The organism is Shewanella subflava (genome assembly GCF_025971955.1).
GTDB classification, from domain to species: Bacteria; Pseudomonadota; Gammaproteobacteria; order Enterobacterales; family Shewanellaceae; genus Shewanella; species Shewanella subflava.
This window is the reverse complement of sequence record NZ_JAPDMX010000003.1, coordinates 137,987-153,926: the sequence shown is the minus strand read 5'-3', so window position 1 is coordinate 153,926 and position 15,940 is coordinate 137,987. Positions and strand designations below refer to the sequence as shown.

Below are 15,940 nucleotides of genomic sequence, written 5' to 3'. Positions count from 1 at the left end.
ATAGTGTCATAAATGCATCTAGATAACCCATAATTACCGACATAATCTTAACCTTCAATTGTTTTCAATAGAACCATAATGAAGATGTATCTAAAGGATGTCGATTGTTCGACAGAAAGTCTTTCTAGAGAGTAAGGAGTCGTTAAAACCTGTAAATATATATTTTAATTAGTTAAATTAATGGAATTTATATTACCAGTTAGTTCATGGCAATACTAAGTTAGTTCACGTCGAGGTTGTATTTTGTACTAAAAATCTCCATTTTTTCACTTTACGAGTTACTTACTCTATGACTTGAAATGCTAATGATGTTTAATTCTAATCTCGAATATCTTCCATTTACCTTAGTTAAATTTATTATGCTGTACTAATGATCACATAAACAGTCTGCTCGCACTTAAAGCTTTGATTATTATCACTCCACTATTTCAATTTCTGCGCGTCTTAACCAATACACATAAGACTTCTTACTATCAAACCCCATTAATGCCCACTGCCCTTTGCATACATAGTGGGCTCTAATGGCCCGTATACATTGCGGTGCTAACCGCTCAATCATTACATCAAACTGCCTGACTTCACGGGGTGGCCGTATCTCAACTACTGCACCACCAAAAGCTAATGGCTCACCTAACTTGTCGCACTGGCTACGGTTAGCAAAGCCTTTGCCCCGTTCTTGATGGGCCCAATAATTACCCCAGCGAGTTAGGCCATGGCGTAACGCTTTCATATTCAGTGCCACTTGTTGATGCTGCAGCTGCTGCACATTAATCTTCGCCATTAATCATCGTCCTTATTTCATCAATACCCAATCGAAATACCTGGTCGCAGATTGCCGATACATCATCAAAGGAAACCGCCACATCCCCCCGCTCCCAACGCTGGTAAGTTCGTTCACTTACCCCATAAATCTCGGCCACTTCTGTTTGAGTTAGCCCACGAATACGCCTACCTGTTTTCAAAAAATTAAACCCGCGTAACACCATTTCGCCCCCAAAAACCTCTAATTGCATATTCTTCTAATAATGATGCGGTGATCATCACAGCCACCCACTTGCAGTAAGGGTTTGATCGTTCCCAACTTCGACTGACGATCTAGGCAATATCTCGGGCGCAACAGAAGAAAACCCACGATAAATTAAATATTGATGGTATTGGTCTAACGCTTGGCTCATACCCTTATCTAGCGTTGATTTAACATACTTACGCAGCAACACAGGCAAGGCATGATTAAGCAATCGCTCACCAATCATGGTATCGACACCTAAGTCAGCAACAATGGTTCTGAACAAACGGCGTAAATCATGGCTAGTGAAATGCTTAAACCTAATCTGGGTATGCCAATCATGAGCAGAGCGAATTGAAATAGCGCCAATATTGCCAGGGAACAAATACGCCCGTTTACCTACATGCTTAAGCTGCCAACGTTTATAATGCTCAATCAGCGCCTTAGCTGAATCTGTCATAGGTACACGATGTTCTTGGTTATTCTTGGCATTACTGGCAGGTATCACCCAATAATCACCCGCAAAATGTTCCCATCTAGCTAATCGCGTTTCGTTAATACGGGTACCAAACATCATCATCAACACAAACAACATCTGCACAGGCATAGCCACCTCACTTAAGCGAGTAAACAACTTAGCTAAATCAGACTCAAACAACCGAGTATCAACCACATCACCCACCTTAATTGAATATGTCACCCGATAACCGGCTAACGGATTAGCACTAATCAAACGCAGCTTTGACGCCGCAGCAAACACCGCTTTTAGCTTATTCACTGCTTCACGAATGTATTGAGGCGAAAACCCCTCAACCAACATCGGCTTAACCAAACCACCGTCAACAGTAATAAAAGTCACATTAGCCAAACGAACATCAGCCATTCTAGGCAAAAGGTGACACTTGATCATCGACTTAATATTACTGCGCCAACTTTTGCTATAAGTGGTATTACTGCCAATGTGCTCACCGTACCAAGTCAACAAATCACCCACGCAAACAAACTGGCCACACACCTGCTCACCCACATTGCGCTTAGCCAACAACTTAGGTAAATCAGCACATAAAGTTTTTATACACATGCTCGGCCATGTGCCCAGCTTTTCCCAATGGGTAACGCCACGCTCATTCAGTACAAGATAAACACTTGCCCGCTCACGACCAGCCAATGCTCGTAAGCGAATTTCAGGAAATTGCGGATCACGAAAATCACGCATCACACCACCACGTAACCACCTGCGAATGGCAGCATCTTTCAGCTTGCCGACTTCTACACCTGATGCAGCCCTTGCCATAGTTACGCCACCAACCTATATTCCCAAGCACGGCATTTCTCGCGGCGCCTTTTTTGTTTACTTGAATCAGGTAACTCACGCCAACGCGCACTTAACGCACACTCGCTATCATGCACACCAAAGCGTTCAAAACATTCCTGCTGAATTTCAAACAAAGTTAAAAAGCGCCCTTGGCTTAAAACACGACACAAACGCTCTTTTTGAGTTAATGGTTTATTGTTCATTAGAACCTCCTGCTCGTTTGACACGATAACTCGGCCAATTAAATAGAACACCTAAGCCAACTGACTCTAAAATTCGTCCATATGCTCGCTCGCCAAGTAACTCCTGTAATTCTGACTTTTTAAGGTTTGTGATGAATGAAGTTGGTTTACGTGCATAAAGCCTTTTATCAATGATTCGAGTCAACCATAAAACTTCGTCAACGCTGCCACGCTGCAAGCCAAGTTCGTCAATGATTAATAAATCAGGCCTTAGAAAATCATTCATTAATTTTTCTTCTGAAATTGCTGAGTCTTTGTAGCTTTCACGCACTTTGGCCAGCAAATCCATAACACTAAGCAAAACAACAAAATGATTCTTTGCAACAAGCTCATTCACCATAGCGCTAGCCAGGTGATTCTTACCCGTACCAGAAGTGCCGCTAAATAAAAATCCTTTGGCGACTGCTGAATACTCAGTAAACTTTTCGCAATAGCGTTTTGCCTTCTCAACCGCATCAAATTGTTCACTGCGGTCGCAATAGTAATTATCAAAATGACATGATAAAAAGTGAGTATTCAGACCTGTCAAATTCAAAAGTTTTTTTGTTTTTCTGGCAATATGTTCTTTGTAAGCAGCGACTTCTGATTTACGTTTTAGCTCTGCAATATGCTCTCGACTAGCAGGCTGTATCCCAACAGGAGCATTTAAACGTGTTAAAAGTTTTGATAATTCAGAATTCATGTTTTGCATCATAAAATCTCCATACAAAAATCGTCGGCATAGTCGGAATACTCGTTTACCTGTTCGTTATAAATCGGAATTTGTAAACTTTTGTGGGGGCTGTTATTCACCGGCAAGGGCGTTAACCATGTTTTTTCGCGGATAAACTTAGTCACACCTAAAATATACTGGCCATTAGCAGTAACTCCCCAGCTTGGATCTCTTTCAGCTGCTTGCAATAACCAATTGATTGCTGCTTCACAATCTTGGACTGTTAGATTTTCAGACTTCCATGCTTTCCAAGCCGATGAGTCAGAGCCACCCTTTCGATGATTCGGGTACAACATAAAAAATTTTTTGAATGATGATTTCGGACATAAATCTTTTAAAGATTCATTGACTGGTTCTAAAGTGACTGGTTCTGGGTGAACCAGATTCACTAGGGGTGGTGAATTAGATTCACTAGATGGTGAACCAGATTCACTAGGGGGTAGTGAATTACGTTCACTAGCTGGTGAATGATATTCACTAGGTAAATCCGGTTTTATATCAAAATTTAAATGAAAAACATTACTTGAATTACCCTTTTCGCCTTTTCGATACTCGCGCATTAAAAAGCCTGCTTCTTCAAGCTTTTTGACATGCTGCATCACACTGCGGCGGGTAATCTCACACTGCTCAGCAATGTACGCATAACTCGGCCAACACTCGCCATGATCATTGGCATTATCAGCCAATTTCAACAAAACCAATTTGCGCAGTGGATTACCCACCTTCGCCTTCATGGCCTTAACCATCAATTCCATACTCATGGGCGCAATCCCCATAAAACCAACTCAGCAAACGCTAAATTGACGTAACACAAATGCTTGCGTAACATGTAATTGCCTCTCTCTGTAGGTATTAACCCCGTGCTCAGTCGCCAAACTTAAGCGGGGTTTCTTATTTTTTAACTAGCGCTAAATCCACACGGCAACCTGCATCAAATAACTTGGCAGCAATACCTGTACAACTCATCGTCATACTTGTTCTAGCAATCGCCGCCAGAGCATCAATTTGTAGCTGACGTTCTAAGCACTCAAAAGCTTCGCGTTCTTCAGGAGTTTCAATCAAACTGTTATCACTTAACTGAGTCATATCACCCTCGCTTACGCATTAATATTTTGCGCTGCTCACGCTCATAATCATCCCGACAATCCGCATCACAAAAGCGCTCATCAGTTAACGCATCACAGTAATAACAAATGCCTGTTAGCGGTGGTAAACTGGGTTTAGCTTTCGCCAGCTCAGCCGCTAAATGCAGCAAAACCAAATCATTAGCATCATCAACGTTATCTGCCATCACTAACCAACTGACTGAATTGAAGTATTCGACAAATACGGATAACTACGCTCAAAAACATCCATAGCCGCCTGAGTAGTACCGCGCGATTCACGTAATTCACGGTAAGCTTGCTCAATTTCATGGCGCGTTGGTTCTACACCTAATCGAATTACCGCTATTTGTGCCTCACAATTTTCCTTTGTTAGCGTTGCAGCCAAATCATTAGTGCTTAACGACACCCCATCACTAACGTGATCAACCACCACAGTGACCCCAACCATGTTATAAACATCGTTTAAATAACGAATGCGCAAATCAACTGGCATCGCCGCCAATAACGCCTGTTCAACAAAAAATAGCCGCTCAGGTACCGCGTTTTGATCTGCGTACTGCCCAAGCCATCTAAAAATCTTTTGTGCATTAACACGCGAATCATTGTAAATATCATCGGAATACGTAAACGTAATCCCCTCTTTAGCCAGCACTGTGGCAAGTTTTAAATCATCAACCGCTTGCACAACAGCCGTTGCCATTGCCGAACGGCTGACTTTGGGTAGTTCAAGCCAGGCATTAATGGCTTTCATTAACAGCTCTAAACGTGATTTTTGTTTCATGTGTAATCCCTCAACGTGAGATAAAGTAAAATCAACAGGCTTGCTGAAGGCGCGGTAAATCCGCTTTCAACTTGCCCTTAGTTAGCCGTTCAATCTGATAAGCCCGTAGCTCAGGCACATCTTCAGGCCACTGAGAAACTGCACCTTTAGTAAGTCCTAAATTTTTCGCCAATAGACTCTTAGAACCAAAATGCAAAATTGCGTCTTTCGTTTTCATAACAACTCCGAATATTCAACAAACACAAGGTTAAGAAAACTATACCACATTGTCAATAAAAAGGAGCAGATTCTTAACTAATGTTTAGTTAAGCTATCTAAACTATGATGAATGACAGAATTAAAGCGCGTAGAAAGCTTATTAGGCTAACGCAACCTGAACTTGCGAAGTTGATAGGTGTAACCAAAGCAACCATTTCACAATGGGAGTCTTCGGCTACCTCACCAAAAGGTGAAAACCTTTATAACTTAGCAAAACACCTTCGCTGTACAACAGACTGGTTATTGTTTGGAAGTGAATCAAAACCAACCAGCAATGCAGAATGGGCTGGCCCAATGGAAACGTGGGACAGCGGCACCCCATTAAATGACGATGAAGTAGAGATCCCGTTTTACATGGAAGTAGAATTAGCCGCAGGACACGGCGCAATCGAAGCGACACACTATCACGGCCCCAAACTCCGTTTTGCCAAATCAACATTACGCAAATCCAATGTCGATCCAACCCATGCCGCCTGCGTTCGAGTGAGCGGTAATAGCATGGAGCCAGTATTACCTAACGGCTCAACTGTTGGAGTAGACACCTCACAAACCACTATTACTGACGGTAAAATGTATGCCATTAATCACGATGGCATGTTACGGGTTAAAACCTTATACAAACTACCAGGTGGAGGCATCCGCTTACGCAGTTTCAACACCGACGAATGGCCAGATGAACGCTACGAAGCAGAAGATATAAAACACATCACCATTATTGGTAAAGTGTTTTGGTACTCGGTATTGCTATAGAATCATCTTTTTAAAGCCAGTGAGATTGCCATTAATCAATAAAGCTAGAAACCCTACTTGATCACATTCATATTTTGAATAAAGGGCGAATTTACCAGCTTTCTGTTTAAAAAATTTAAAAACCACATTACCTAAATACATGAGATCTTTTTCTACATTCCATCCCATTGGCTGGGCAAACTCAACCTGCAGCGCAAAACACTTACAACCACTGCAGATAAAATCACCTTCTTTAAAAGATATGATAGGACCTTGAGTCCAAACCATATACTTCTTTTTGTCTTTAACTCTTTCATCGTATCTGATGTCAATAGCATCCCTGAAACCATAACCAATCGGGTATACCCAATGATTAGTGTCTAGATGGTCCATCTTAATCTTTGCTATTAAATCAACACTACGAGTCGCGCGACGTTTACTACCTATTTTTTGAATTAAATCAATTTCTTTCATATACAGTCCTTGTATTATTCTTTTACTTCACCATGAATATTCTTAACAGTGATAGCCTTATCGATATGATCAATAAAGTAATAAGCGGCTTTGTTAAAATCTTTAAACGAGTTCGAATTAAAGTTACGACCACATATATGCCATGGCCTTTGATACGTTTTTGCAACTTCCTCTATCTTTTCAGTTTCAAAACTAAAAACATGGTCAATATATTCAGCATTATAATATATAGACATAACAATGCCTTTTTGGTGCTTCCCGTTTTTCCACTTCTTATGAATATTTAAATAATCATCTCCCAAATCAACATGAAATTGATTATCATCAAATTTTGATAAAACATCAGTATGCAACTGTTCAAGATTTACATATAAAGTTGACTGGCTAACATTTTTGGCCAAATCGATAACCCCATCAGCATCGACGATTGATATTTTATCAATCATAAACACTTTGGTATCACCAGAATCAATACATCTAGCTTTAAGCTTTTCTTCTCCAGGCAAGATTTGGACAGGAAAAACCTCGCGCTTCCCCCCTGGATTAGTACCACCATGATAAATAATAGTGAGTATTTCACCTGTACTAACAAAATCCCTTAACCTTTTAATAACACTCATAATCCACTCCTTGGACAATTACCCTATTGCGCCCATCACGCCAAAAAACACTAACACCCCAGCAACAGCAAACCACGCAACACCTGATGAAACATGATCACGACTTTTGCCACAATAAAAATAAGCCTTAGCGGTACTACTCTTTGTGTTACCACACTCATCGCACTTTATTAATGCCATTAAACCCTCCTTAGTTAGCACTTTAATTTATCCCACAAAAGCCACTAAAAACAGCAAAAACAAAAAGTTTAGAAATCTTTACCTTTTATCTTGACGCGAAAGTATAGTTATCTTAACCTTTAGTCATACCCAATTAACCGAGGACGGCAAAATGATACTGACAAACACCCCAACAACAGACAAAGAGCGCATCGAACATGCCCACTTAACCAGTGTTCGTTTTGCCTGCCTGTTAACCACCAAACAAGACCCAATGGAATGCCCCCGCGTACAGCAGCGCATTGCCAAACTTGAGCGCCAATTAATGACCTGCAACCCAAGCCAGCTTTTCAGTAAGCAGTTTGAAAACCAAGCAGGTGAACTGGGTAACGAATTAGCCATGCGATACAACTACAACACAGGCCGCATAACCCTATGGCGTAACACGCCACTACACCAAAGCGGCACGGTATTTCAGTTAAGGGCCAGTGTATGAGCGCCGCAACTGAATATTGCGACCGTGAAATAGCCAAGTGCAAAGACATGATCCGCACTTGGCCACACGAAGCCCCCTGCCTTAATCGCTTAATCGAAGGCTGGCAAAACACCAAAGTGCAGCTGCAACGCCGCAACAATCAAGATGTAAAGGACAAAGCATGAACACAGCATTTTTACTCATGGCCCAGTTCAACAAAGCGGTGATACCCATCACCGATATCTGTGAAGAGTATTTTGGGCTATCCGCTCCAACCGCCAAAAACTACGCCAAAGCAGGCAAGTTTCCTATACCGGCATTTAGAGCAGGAAAAAGCAATAAAGCCATTTGGATGATCAACATAACAGACCTAGCCGAACACCTAGATAACCTGCGTGATCAAGCAAAAAAAGACCATATTCACAGCCCAAAAGCGGCTTAACGGCACTAATCGAAGATAGAGGCGATTATGAATCAACAGCTCACACCTAAACAGATTTCACAGCGCAAATATTACGAGGCCAACAAAGCCACCATTTGTGCCAGCAAACGCGCCCAATATCAGGCTGTATCAAAAGTATCGCCATCTGCTAAAGCGGTTTTTAACACCACGATTAATGTCAAAAAAGCGGTCAAGGTGCGTAAAAATGCCATGGTGATTAACTCCACTGAATTGGTAGATGCTGTTGATACTAAAGCGGCAAACCAGTTAATCACTGAGCAAGAAAAAGCCAAAGCCGCAGCAAGAAGAAAGCGAGAAGATATTTTGATGGCAAGAGAGCTTGGGATCAGCTTGGAGGATTTTGTATGAGTAATTGCGAAATGGATATGCCAACACCATGCCCTCGTTGTGGAGTTGTTGTTGATTTGCACGACATGGCTAGCCATCCCAACGAATTTAAATCACTGGTTTGCGAGTCATGCCACGTTGCAATTGAAGCTGAAAATAACCAAGGTTTAGCCATCGATAGCTATGGCAATAAGATAGCTTGGGAGTATTTGCCTGATGAGGGATTGCTAGAAATTTGCGCTAATGGCGAAAATATCGCTACATGGCTTTGCGAAGATGATCCGGAAGATTCGCTTAAGGCTTTTATGGTGATATGGAATAAAGCTCAGGCATTAGTTACAAGTGAACAAGGCGGTGCAGCATGAGCCAATTATTTTACTTACGCGATAGTCGCAGCAATGTTGGTGATACCTGCATGTTTTGGGCTAAAAACGGTCTAGGCTACACAAGTGATCTAAACAAGGCGCACGTTTACACCAAAGAAGAAGCGCAGCGGTACTTTGATTCGCGTGAAACTGATATTCCATACAGTAAAGACCAAATTGACCAATTAGCAACAGTGCGAGTTGATCATCAATATTTGCCAACCACATCATTGCCGTTTATAGAACACGACACAGATTGCGTGATTCACATTGTAGGCGACTACAACGGCAATGATATTTATTGGCTGACGGATGCTTACCATTCAGTTGAATACAGTGATGCCTTGGTATTACCTCAAGCAGAAGCACTAAAAAAGGCTGTTCACTTAGCCAAATATAATGTTGAGACTGTTATTTACCCTAAGTCAGTAATAGACCATATCGCAAGAAGAACATTCCAAGTAAGCAATGTTAACAAGCGAAAAATGGTCACTGGTGCAGGAATTAAGAACAATCACCCACGGAAACGAAATAGACCGACCACTGGTAGAACTCGCGGCAATTGCCCCGATTGCGGCAAGGTAACTTGGGGATTTAATCCTTACGAGCTTTATACCTGTGCCGAAGCTAAGAACGAAAGGCTAGGTCTTGGTTATCAGTTGTTTGATAACTGCGAGGATGTGAAACAAGCAAGGAGTGCTGCATGAAGCAATTTGAATATATCAACACATACTACAACGTAAATGCTGAATTAGGCAGAAAGGTAGTTGTCGATGGTGAGCCAGGCGTAATTGCTAAAGATTGCGGCCACTTCATTGGTATCAACTTTGACAAAGATAAACCTGGCGTTATCTCTAACTGTCACCCTACTTGGCACGTTGAGTACGGTGCAATTGGCAAAATAAGAAAACCGACAGCATCACAGCGTAGATACCAGCGTTATTTAGAGCGTGGCGATTGCTTTGATAGCTTTAAACATTTCTTGTTATGGGAATCGTCACAAGGCGGTGCAGCATGAAGTACCTAATCCAAGGTGGTGAAAGCACCGAACGCCTGCAGCTGCTATTGCAATTAACCAATATCGAATCAGATAACATCAAATCGGCATTGCATGATCACTTTGTAACTGGCCACCCTGATAGCGTTGCGGCCATTCGTAACGAAGTCAAAAAATCAAACCTATCTCGCGCCATGAAGCGAATAGAAGAAGTGGCCGGTACAGTTGAGCAAATCAAAGAGCTCGATTGGGACAAATTCAAACCTAGCAAGGTGGCATAAATGAAAACTAATGCAACGTTTAAACATTTACTAATGTACTACCGCAACAACAAATGTCTTTTGTGTATACACGCTAAATCTGGTGACAACATCCAAATCGCGCAATATTTAGGCGCGTTAGACTGCCTTTACTGGCAAGCCCTCGGCAATGGTTTGACTAATTTAGCCAAAGGAATAAGGCGAACAATTACCCACTCTTACCGTTTTCACCAAGTGCGTTTACCATGTCATCCGTTTGAGATCATAGCAACTATTGAAACCAGACCTGACAACGCACATCCAGGAGAACAAATTGATATAGAAGATTTAATCAGAGGTGCAGCATGAAAAAAGTAACCACAACATTCAGCACCCAACAAGGTGTTGTCACACTATCAAAACCGTTCTTCACCCTAATGCATGACCATCAACAGATTGAAGTTACATACAAACCAAACAACTACAACGGCTGGGGAATGTGCAAAACCTTCAATGCCATTGAAGTGAGTGACTTTACCCAAGCCGATGCAGAGCTATTTGCCAGCACCGCTGATTCAAAACTACGACTAAAGGGATATGCTGCATGAAACAGTTAAGCACCTCATATGTTGCAGAGCACATGCTGCAAACTGGTAAATTATATTCTGCTGCTGAACTGGCATTTGAATTAGGAACTAACACAAAAGTGGCATCTGCAAAGTTATTTAATATTCGGGTTACAAAAAAATATGAGTGCGAAATAAAACCCGCACCAAACCGCAAGGTGAGAGTCATTGCCATAGATGGGGTTTCAGTATCTAAAAATGCATTGTGGGATTTTGTACTTTTCAGCCGCCCAATTAATTCAGGATTAATATTATGAAGCAATCAAAGGTGATCAAAGAGGCTCTAAAGCACTGGTATAGCCAGCCAAGAGAAAAAACGGGCTCATGCCAGCAATTCATGAAAACACTAGCAGAAAAACTTGCTAAGGAAGGTAAGTAATGAACGCGGCAGTTGAACGTAACTCAGATCTGATTGAATACTACTACCTTCAACAACACATGAGCGGTGATCAAGTTGCTGCTCAACTTGGCTTAACACAATACCAGGTAAAAAAGTATTTATCACAAAAAGGGCTTTCTCGCAGTCGAAAACAAGCAACGTCAACAGCCGCAAGAACAATGAAACAAAAGGCGGCAAACGTCGCCCTCAGCCATTATGATATACAAGAAAGTCACGAATCAAGACCGTATGGTCGGGCACTGAAAATTATGCACCAGCTGAATGCAAGATAAAATTAAGCAGCTTTATGCTGCCTAATTTTATCATCTACTAGCTTAAACCTGATCTTAAAGTTTAGACGGATGGATTTATATTTAATCTCACTGACAGTTGCGAGCTTGAAGCTAACCTAGACAATACCAATTATTGATCACCAAATGTCGTTGCACACTTTCAATTTGTCATGCCTTTAGAGGTGTAACACTACGAAATAAACATATGCTGATGCTGCGAGAGCTTGACAGGAAACAATCAACGCTGTGACAGAAAAATATAGTAACCTCTTATTTTTTTCAGCCGAGACCGCGTTGTGTTTATCAAGACCTACTGTTAGCGATACAATTTGCGACTCGAAGCTTTCCTTCGCGGCTTCCAAATCAGAAAGTAATTTTTTGTCACGGACTTCTTGCTCATTCTGCAATTCACCAAACCGACGATCTAATTTGTCTGTCACCAAGCTTACCGCTTGCTTCCTGACCTCGGACTCAGCATTAATTTTTAATTCAAAATTTGATAATTGATTTCTCAAGCCTTCTATAGCGGAATTGTGGTCTGCACTAAGCGACTCAAGCCCAGCAGCAGCTTCTTGACGATAGTTGCAAAGAACCTCGTTAACTTTCACTTCAAAAGACTCAGTTCGCCCTTCGCAATCAACGATACGCCCAACAATAGAACGCTCTAATTCGTGGTTAGAACGTTCCATATTTTGCTCTGCCATCTCAACCCGCTTTACGCAACCAACGAGTTTTTCAGCATGCTCACTTGTTATCCCTTTTGCTTCAAGCAAACCTTTATTTACTTTGAGGAGACTTTCTTGCTGTTCAGATAAATCAACTTGGTGTTTTTTTATACTTTCATTTTGCGAAGCCAAATTAGTAGCTTGTTTTTTTAGAAGATTTTGCTGTTCGTGTAAAATTTTTTGCTGAGACACTAGAACTTTTGAAATAGCTGTATTAAACAAAATAAGATCAGACGACAGCTTAGTTAATAGCCCTATCGATTTATTTAGATCTAGTTGGGCATCCTTTAGCGCGGCCTCTCTATTATGCCACCAATTCCCGAAGTAATTTCCTTTCTTTAGCTCATCGCGTTTTAATTCAATTGAATCTACATTTTTCTTCACATTTTCTTGTGCAGATTTGAAATCATTAATAACTTGCTTAAACTCACTGTTTTCATAGATATCGGCAGGGATTACCATTTGGGAGATTGCATCTACAATTATGAGCTCATTTTTACTCGCATCCATGTTAATTACCTTTCTCCTGTGTTATTAAAAAGCTATCTAAATTCGCGATAAAGTCTTCCTCGCACTTAATTGCATCGATTGTTTTTTTAATCTGCTGTTTGGTAGAAATAACATCATGCTCCAACAAATAAATTGTGTAATCATTGCTTGCCAATGCTCCTGCAAATTGTTCCGCAATATCTTGATTGATACGAATAGAGTATTGATAGTTCTCTATTGCCATCATTGAAAAATCTAACTGTTCAAAAAGATCATCTGCAAATTTATTTTGAAGGTTTGAATTGTCAATTATCTCATCCAGCATTTTTTCATCGAAGGAGGGACCACCGTACTTATCAAAAAGCCGGTCGATAGCATATGCGATCAGAGCAGATGATATCCCCACCAGAATACCCATAAAAACTGGAGCAAGAGTATCAGCGAAAACACCAACCACAGGGATTGCAACAAAGAAAGCTTTAAAGGACTCCTCAAAAAAAATGCCAATAGACGTAAAAACTGCGGTTGTAATTAATTTTAAAGCTGCTTTTAAATTTTCCTGTTTATTGACATTGCTTTTCGGGAAAAGGATCATCTTTACTGCTTTAAAAAGAGAAAGCAGTCCTTCACGTATTATTTTCACTACATTTTTTGCTGTGCTAATAAAGGTGTTAATTAAAAAAGTGATGAGATTACTAGCAAACCCACTTAAACCACCTTCAAAAACTTGGTTTAATACATCAGGCAGTTTTTTCAGCAGAGCATCTATGATTTTTTTACTGCGAAATTTTAACTGCTGTAAAAGTGCCTTACCTGAGTCAACACCTTCTCTATATAGATCTTTAATCTCGTTGAAAAGTTGATTAACTAGCTCAGTCAGCAACATACCCAAAGCTTGGCGAACGCCCATCATAGCGGCTTCTTTGGTGCCTGTTGACAGCAGTTCACTTGCTAGTCTTTTATTTTCAGCCCCCTTAAGATAGTCTCGTGCTTCTTTGTCAATTTTCTTTATATTCTCAATCTCGTCTCGAGATAAATTATTAGCTTTTACGAACTCAGGATCACTGAGACATTCATCCCAGCTTTTTTTCCCTTTTGACATATTCAACTTTCCTTCGATATATGCCATGTTTTTTTCATTATTTACTATTGCTTTCCGTTCTTCTTCACTGAATCGAAGATGAAACGATTTGTTATCATGATTCTCCTTCAAAGAAACAACATGATCACCGTGAATATCACCCTTTACCATTGGACGCTTAGTTGCATCACTCAATACTTCTTGACCAGCATCGATTTTTTGGTTGTTTGCTTTATGACGACTCCATCTAGCACTCGTATCATCCCAATGTTTTTGTCTGATTTCTTGGTTATAATTTATATTAGCAATTGCAAAATTTTTCTCATGCATTGCATCAGGGAATATTGATTGATTAGCATTGTGAACCGTCGCCACATTGCCACCATTCTTATCTTCAAACATTGCTGTTGATAAACCGAATGGCCCCATAATTTGGGACAAGACTTGTTGCTGACAATTATCAAAAAGCTCCTGTAAACGTTGTTTTTCTAATGTTTGTGTTAACTGGTTCATTTCACATCTCCGAAAACTCTTTATGGATTAGCAATAGTGTGATGATTAGCTCATTTAGGCCAAATTCTGATAAGATTAATACACATTTAACCAACAGGTACTGGCAATTGAACAAACCAGTTTTTAGTATAAAAACGTATACTTAGGTTTCGAAATTTACGACAAATTGGCTAATTTTATTTCCTGAGCTTTCTGCTCTCATTGACAACGTTTTACAAACCTGCACGGTATCGACTTTCAAACTCACTTTTCTTTTTATTGCGGTATTCAACACAATCAACCATGTGTTCATCATTTTGATATTGATGGCAATCCTCGCGGGGTTCGAAGAACTCTATCCAGGCATCATGTTTTGCTTTATTTTTTTGCTGCTGAATTGCTAATTTCCGTCGATTTTCTTGCGCCTCAAGTATTTTCACTTTACGCGCTTCAATTTTTTGCTGAAGTGATAACTCAGCTTGACGTATTTTCAGAGCTTCTTTAGCCAAACGTTCTTCTTTAATTGCGGCCATTTTTTGCTCAAGTTTATATACTTCATATCGTTCAACAACCGCTGCGCCTAATACTAAAATGGCCAGTGCTAATAAAACGCCTGCGGCAATCTGTAAAATTAATTTCATCTATATTTTACTCGTACATACACCACTGGTTTTTTTCTTTATCAAACCAAGTATCAATATTAACAGGGTGGGTAGCGCCTTCAGCAAACTGTTCAAAATCAAGATCTGTCAAATCGTATTCACAGCTCATATTTGGTTCAAGAACAAAAATATTAAAAAGAGCAACTAAAGAAAACAACACCGTGACACCAACAGCGACCCTAACAGGACGAAAGACCATTACTGAGACAACTCTGAACGTAGCAAACTAATTTGACGGTCAAGAGTCCCCACTACCGTGTCAGCCTGTTGCATCACAGCAGTCATTTCTTGAGCCAAACTTTGCTGCCAGGTTGCGCCGGCGAGATTATTACTAGCATAACGGCCACGTTCACGAAGCTCCTTAATCTTTGCATCCCGTTCTTTAAATACTCGCCTCCTGTCTTGCTCAAGAGCAGAAATTTCTCGTTTAATTTGTTGTTTATGAATATATGAACTGACTTCTGATTTTTTATCAGAACTAGAAGAACTCGAAGAAAGGATATTATTTGGATTAGTTGGCGAGGATATAACGCTACCAACATTGCTAAGATCTATAGGTACACTTTCACCATCACAAGGTTCAGCCTGATACTTACCATCAGCACAGTTATAAACCTCTGCAGTAGACGAACAAGAAACGAATAAAAGAAGAATTAAAAATGATTTTCCATCCATAGAACACCCCATTATCCAATTCATCTAAATTACATTAACGGGGAACCAAAATCCATCAAAATAAAAGTGGGGAACAAATGGGGAACCTCATCAAATTCAAAGGTATTAAAAACAGATACTTAAACAAAAATCACCCCAATCAAGCATTGGTGCGATTGAAAAGGTGCGATCAAGTTTTGCAGTAGAAGTCATAAAAACCAAACATTATTGCTGATGCGAAAATCCGATTTAACCGCAGATGATATAAGTC

General features: G+C 40.4%; 32 protein-coding genes. 14 read left to right on the top strand and 18 right to left on the bottom strand.

The window, feature by feature from the left end; genetic code table 11:
• Window positions 1-415: 415 nt before the first annotated feature.
• The 10 genes from OHT75_RS02840 to OHT75_RS02795 all read right to left on the bottom strand — a co-directional run bounded on the left by OHT75_RS02840 (window position 416) and on the right by OHT75_RS02795 (window position 5,379).
• Entirely contained in the window at window positions 416-781 is a 366-nt protein-coding gene (locus OHT75_RS02840) for a hypothetical protein (RefSeq protein WP_264724913.1), read from the bottom strand.
• The gene (locus tag OHT75_RS02835) at window positions 768-1,013 is read right to left on the bottom strand and encodes a helix-turn-helix domain-containing protein (RefSeq protein ID WP_264724912.1); all 246 of its coding nucleotides are present in this window, start codon (window positions 1,011-1,013) and stop codon (window positions 768-770) included. Before OHT75_RS02835 ends, OHT75_RS02840 begins: the two co-directional genes overlap by 14 nt.
• Window positions 1,014-1,040: 27 nt before the next feature.
• On the bottom strand, window positions 1,041-2,300 hold the full coding sequence (locus OHT75_RS02830) for a tyrosine-type recombinase/integrase (protein ID WP_264724911.1): 1,260 nt from the start codon (window positions 2,298-2,300) through the stop codon (window positions 1,041-1,043).
• A gap of 2 nt (window positions 2,301-2,302) precedes the next feature.
• On the bottom strand, window positions 2,303-2,524 hold the full coding sequence (locus tag OHT75_RS02825) for a hypothetical protein (RefSeq protein ID WP_264724910.1): 222 nt from the start codon (window positions 2,522-2,524) through the stop codon (window positions 2,303-2,305).
• Complete coding sequence (locus tag OHT75_RS02820) at window positions 2,514-3,257, bottom strand: ATP-binding protein (protein WP_264724908.1); 744 nt, start codon at window positions 3,255-3,257, stop codon at window positions 2,514-2,516. Before OHT75_RS02820 ends, OHT75_RS02825 begins: the two co-directional genes overlap by 11 nt.
• Window positions 3,254-4,036 (bottom strand): helix-turn-helix domain-containing protein, encoded by a 783-nt coding sequence (locus OHT75_RS02815; protein ID WP_264724907.1) that lies wholly within the window; start codon window positions 4,034-4,036, stop codon window positions 3,254-3,256. The genes OHT75_RS02820 and OHT75_RS02815 overlap by 4 nt, the downstream gene beginning before the upstream one ends.
• 130 nt (window positions 4,037-4,166) lie before the next feature.
• The gene (locus tag OHT75_RS02810) at window positions 4,167-4,361 is read right to left on the bottom strand and encodes a hypothetical protein (RefSeq protein ID WP_264724905.1); all 195 of its coding nucleotides are present in this window, start codon (window positions 4,359-4,361) and stop codon (window positions 4,167-4,169) included.
• A 1-nt stretch (window position 4,362) separates the two neighbouring features.
• Window positions 4,363-4,566 carry a hypothetical protein gene (locus OHT75_RS02805; protein ID WP_264724904.1) on the bottom strand — a complete coding sequence of 68 codons (204 nt, stop codon included), beginning with the start codon at window positions 4,564-4,566 and terminating at the stop codon, window positions 4,363-4,365.
• A gap of 2 nt (window positions 4,567-4,568) precedes the next feature.
• Window positions 4,569-5,162: a toxin YdaT domain-containing protein gene (locus OHT75_RS02800; protein ID WP_264724902.1), complete on the bottom strand. Its 594-nt coding sequence runs from the start codon at window positions 5,160-5,162 to the stop codon at window positions 4,569-4,571.
• A gap of 31 nt (window positions 5,163-5,193) precedes the next feature.
• Window positions 5,194-5,379, bottom strand: coding sequence for a Cro/CI family transcriptional regulator (locus OHT75_RS02795; RefSeq protein WP_264724901.1), 186 nt, complete (start codon window positions 5,377-5,379; stop codon window positions 5,194-5,196).
• 104 nt (window positions 5,380-5,483) lie between these two features.
• Between OHT75_RS02795 and OHT75_RS02790 the strand changes: the two genes are divergently transcribed.
• The gene (locus OHT75_RS02790) at window positions 5,484-6,170 is read left to right on the top strand and encodes a helix-turn-helix transcriptional regulator (RefSeq protein WP_264724900.1); all 687 of its coding nucleotides are present in this window, start codon (window positions 5,484-5,486) and stop codon (window positions 6,168-6,170) included.
• Here OHT75_RS02790 and OHT75_RS02785 read toward each other — a convergent pair.
• From OHT75_RS02785 to OHT75_RS02775, 3 genes are read right to left on the bottom strand one after another with little or no spacing between them, the layout of a single operon-like run.
• Window positions 6,165-6,623, bottom strand: coding sequence for a hypothetical protein (locus OHT75_RS02785; protein WP_264724898.1), 459 nt, complete (start codon window positions 6,621-6,623; stop codon window positions 6,165-6,167). The genes OHT75_RS02790 and OHT75_RS02785 overlap by 6 nt on opposite strands.
• 14 nt (window positions 6,624-6,637) lie before the next feature.
• Window positions 6,638-7,243, bottom strand: a complete 606-nt coding sequence (locus OHT75_RS02780) for a hypothetical protein (protein ID WP_264724896.1) — start codon at window positions 7,241-7,243, stop codon at window positions 6,638-6,640.
• Window positions 7,244-7,261: 18 nt separating this feature from the next.
• A complete protein-coding gene (locus tag OHT75_RS02775) occupies window positions 7,262-7,423 on the bottom strand; it encodes a hypothetical protein (RefSeq protein WP_264724895.1) in 162 nt (53 codons plus the stop codon).
• A 151-nt stretch (window positions 7,424-7,574) separates the two neighbouring features.
• Between OHT75_RS02775 and OHT75_RS02770 the strand changes: the two genes are divergently transcribed.
• Genes OHT75_RS02770 through OHT75_RS02710 form a run of 13 tightly spaced genes read left to right on the top strand, consistent with a single transcriptional unit; the run spans window position 7,575 to window position 11,566 of the window.
• Window positions 7,575-7,898 (top strand): hypothetical protein, encoded by a 324-nt coding sequence (locus OHT75_RS02770; protein WP_264724894.1) that lies wholly within the window; start codon window positions 7,575-7,577, stop codon window positions 7,896-7,898.
• Complete coding sequence (locus tag OHT75_RS02765; RefSeq protein ID WP_264724892.1) at window positions 7,895-8,062, top strand: hypothetical protein; 168 nt, start codon at window positions 7,895-7,897, stop codon at window positions 8,060-8,062. The genes OHT75_RS02770 and OHT75_RS02765 overlap by 4 nt, the downstream gene beginning before the upstream one ends.
• Window positions 8,059-8,319, top strand: coding sequence for a pyocin activator PrtN family protein (locus OHT75_RS02760; protein WP_264724890.1), 261 nt, complete (start codon window positions 8,059-8,061; stop codon window positions 8,317-8,319). Before OHT75_RS02765 ends, OHT75_RS02760 begins: the two co-directional genes overlap by 4 nt.
• 27 nt (window positions 8,320-8,346) lie before the next feature.
• Window positions 8,347-8,688: a hypothetical protein gene (locus OHT75_RS02755; protein WP_264724889.1), complete on the top strand. Its 342-nt coding sequence runs from the start codon at window positions 8,347-8,349 to the stop codon at window positions 8,686-8,688.
• The gene (locus tag OHT75_RS02750) at window positions 8,685-9,032 is read left to right on the top strand and encodes a hypothetical protein (RefSeq protein ID WP_264724888.1); all 348 of its coding nucleotides are present in this window, start codon (window positions 8,685-8,687) and stop codon (window positions 9,030-9,032) included. Before OHT75_RS02755 ends, OHT75_RS02750 begins: the two co-directional genes overlap by 4 nt.
• Window positions 9,029-9,739, top strand: coding sequence for a hypothetical protein (locus tag OHT75_RS02745; protein WP_264724887.1), 711 nt, complete (start codon window positions 9,029-9,031; stop codon window positions 9,737-9,739). Before OHT75_RS02750 ends, OHT75_RS02745 begins: the two co-directional genes overlap by 4 nt.
• Entirely contained in the window at window positions 9,736-10,050 is a 315-nt protein-coding gene (locus tag OHT75_RS02740) for a hypothetical protein (RefSeq protein WP_264724886.1), read from the top strand. The genes OHT75_RS02745 and OHT75_RS02740 overlap by 4 nt, the downstream gene beginning before the upstream one ends.
• Window positions 10,047-10,310, top strand: a complete 264-nt coding sequence (locus OHT75_RS02735; protein ID WP_264724885.1) for an adhesin biosynthesis transcription regulatory family protein — start codon at window positions 10,047-10,049, stop codon at window positions 10,308-10,310. The genes OHT75_RS02740 and OHT75_RS02735 overlap by 4 nt, the downstream gene beginning before the upstream one ends.
• Window positions 10,311-10,637 (top strand): hypothetical protein, encoded by a 327-nt coding sequence (locus OHT75_RS02730; RefSeq protein ID WP_264724884.1) that lies wholly within the window; start codon window positions 10,311-10,313, stop codon window positions 10,635-10,637. It begins immediately after the preceding gene.
• Window positions 10,634-10,876, top strand: a complete 243-nt coding sequence (locus OHT75_RS02725; RefSeq protein WP_264724883.1) for a hypothetical protein — start codon at window positions 10,634-10,636, stop codon at window positions 10,874-10,876. Before OHT75_RS02730 ends, OHT75_RS02725 begins: the two co-directional genes overlap by 4 nt.
• Window positions 10,873-11,151: a hypothetical protein gene (locus OHT75_RS02720; protein ID WP_264724882.1), complete on the top strand. Its 279-nt coding sequence runs from the start codon at window positions 10,873-10,875 to the stop codon at window positions 11,149-11,151. The genes OHT75_RS02725 and OHT75_RS02720 overlap by 4 nt, the downstream gene beginning before the upstream one ends.
• Window positions 11,148-11,273: a hypothetical protein gene (locus OHT75_RS02715; RefSeq protein WP_264724880.1), complete on the top strand. Its 126-nt coding sequence runs from the start codon at window positions 11,148-11,150 to the stop codon at window positions 11,271-11,273. Before OHT75_RS02720 ends, OHT75_RS02715 begins: the two co-directional genes overlap by 4 nt.
• Window positions 11,273-11,566, top strand: a complete 294-nt coding sequence (locus OHT75_RS02710) for a hypothetical protein (protein ID WP_264724878.1) — start codon at window positions 11,273-11,275, stop codon at window positions 11,564-11,566. The genes OHT75_RS02715 and OHT75_RS02710 overlap by 1 nt, the downstream gene beginning before the upstream one ends.
• A 176-nt stretch (window positions 11,567-11,742) precedes the next feature.
• Here the strand turns inward: OHT75_RS02710 and OHT75_RS02705 are convergent, their stop codons facing one another.
• From OHT75_RS02705 to OHT75_RS02685, 5 genes are all read right to left on the bottom strand, one after another.
• Window positions 11,743-12,801 carry a hypothetical protein gene (locus OHT75_RS02705; RefSeq protein WP_264724876.1) on the bottom strand — a complete coding sequence of 353 codons (1,059 nt, stop codon included), beginning with the start codon at window positions 12,799-12,801 and terminating at the stop codon, window positions 11,743-11,745.
• 1 nt (window position 12,802) lies between these two features.
• On the bottom strand, window positions 12,803-14,374 hold the full coding sequence (locus tag OHT75_RS02700) for a hypothetical protein (protein ID WP_264724874.1): 1,572 nt from the start codon (window positions 14,372-14,374) through the stop codon (window positions 12,803-12,805).
• A 212-nt stretch (window positions 14,375-14,586) separates the two neighbouring features.
• Window positions 14,587-14,994: a hypothetical protein gene (locus OHT75_RS02695; protein ID WP_264724872.1), complete on the bottom strand. Its 408-nt coding sequence runs from the start codon at window positions 14,992-14,994 to the stop codon at window positions 14,587-14,589.
• A 7-nt stretch (window positions 14,995-15,001) separates the two neighbouring features.
• The gene (locus OHT75_RS02690) at window positions 15,002-15,214 is read right to left on the bottom strand and encodes a hypothetical protein (RefSeq protein ID WP_264724871.1); all 213 of its coding nucleotides are present in this window, start codon (window positions 15,212-15,214) and stop codon (window positions 15,002-15,004) included.
• Complete coding sequence (locus OHT75_RS02685; RefSeq protein ID WP_264724869.1) at window positions 15,214-15,690, bottom strand: hypothetical protein; 477 nt, start codon at window positions 15,688-15,690, stop codon at window positions 15,214-15,216. The genes OHT75_RS02690 and OHT75_RS02685 overlap by 1 nt, the downstream gene beginning before the upstream one ends.
• Between the last annotated feature and the right edge of the window lie 250 nt (window positions 15,691-15,940).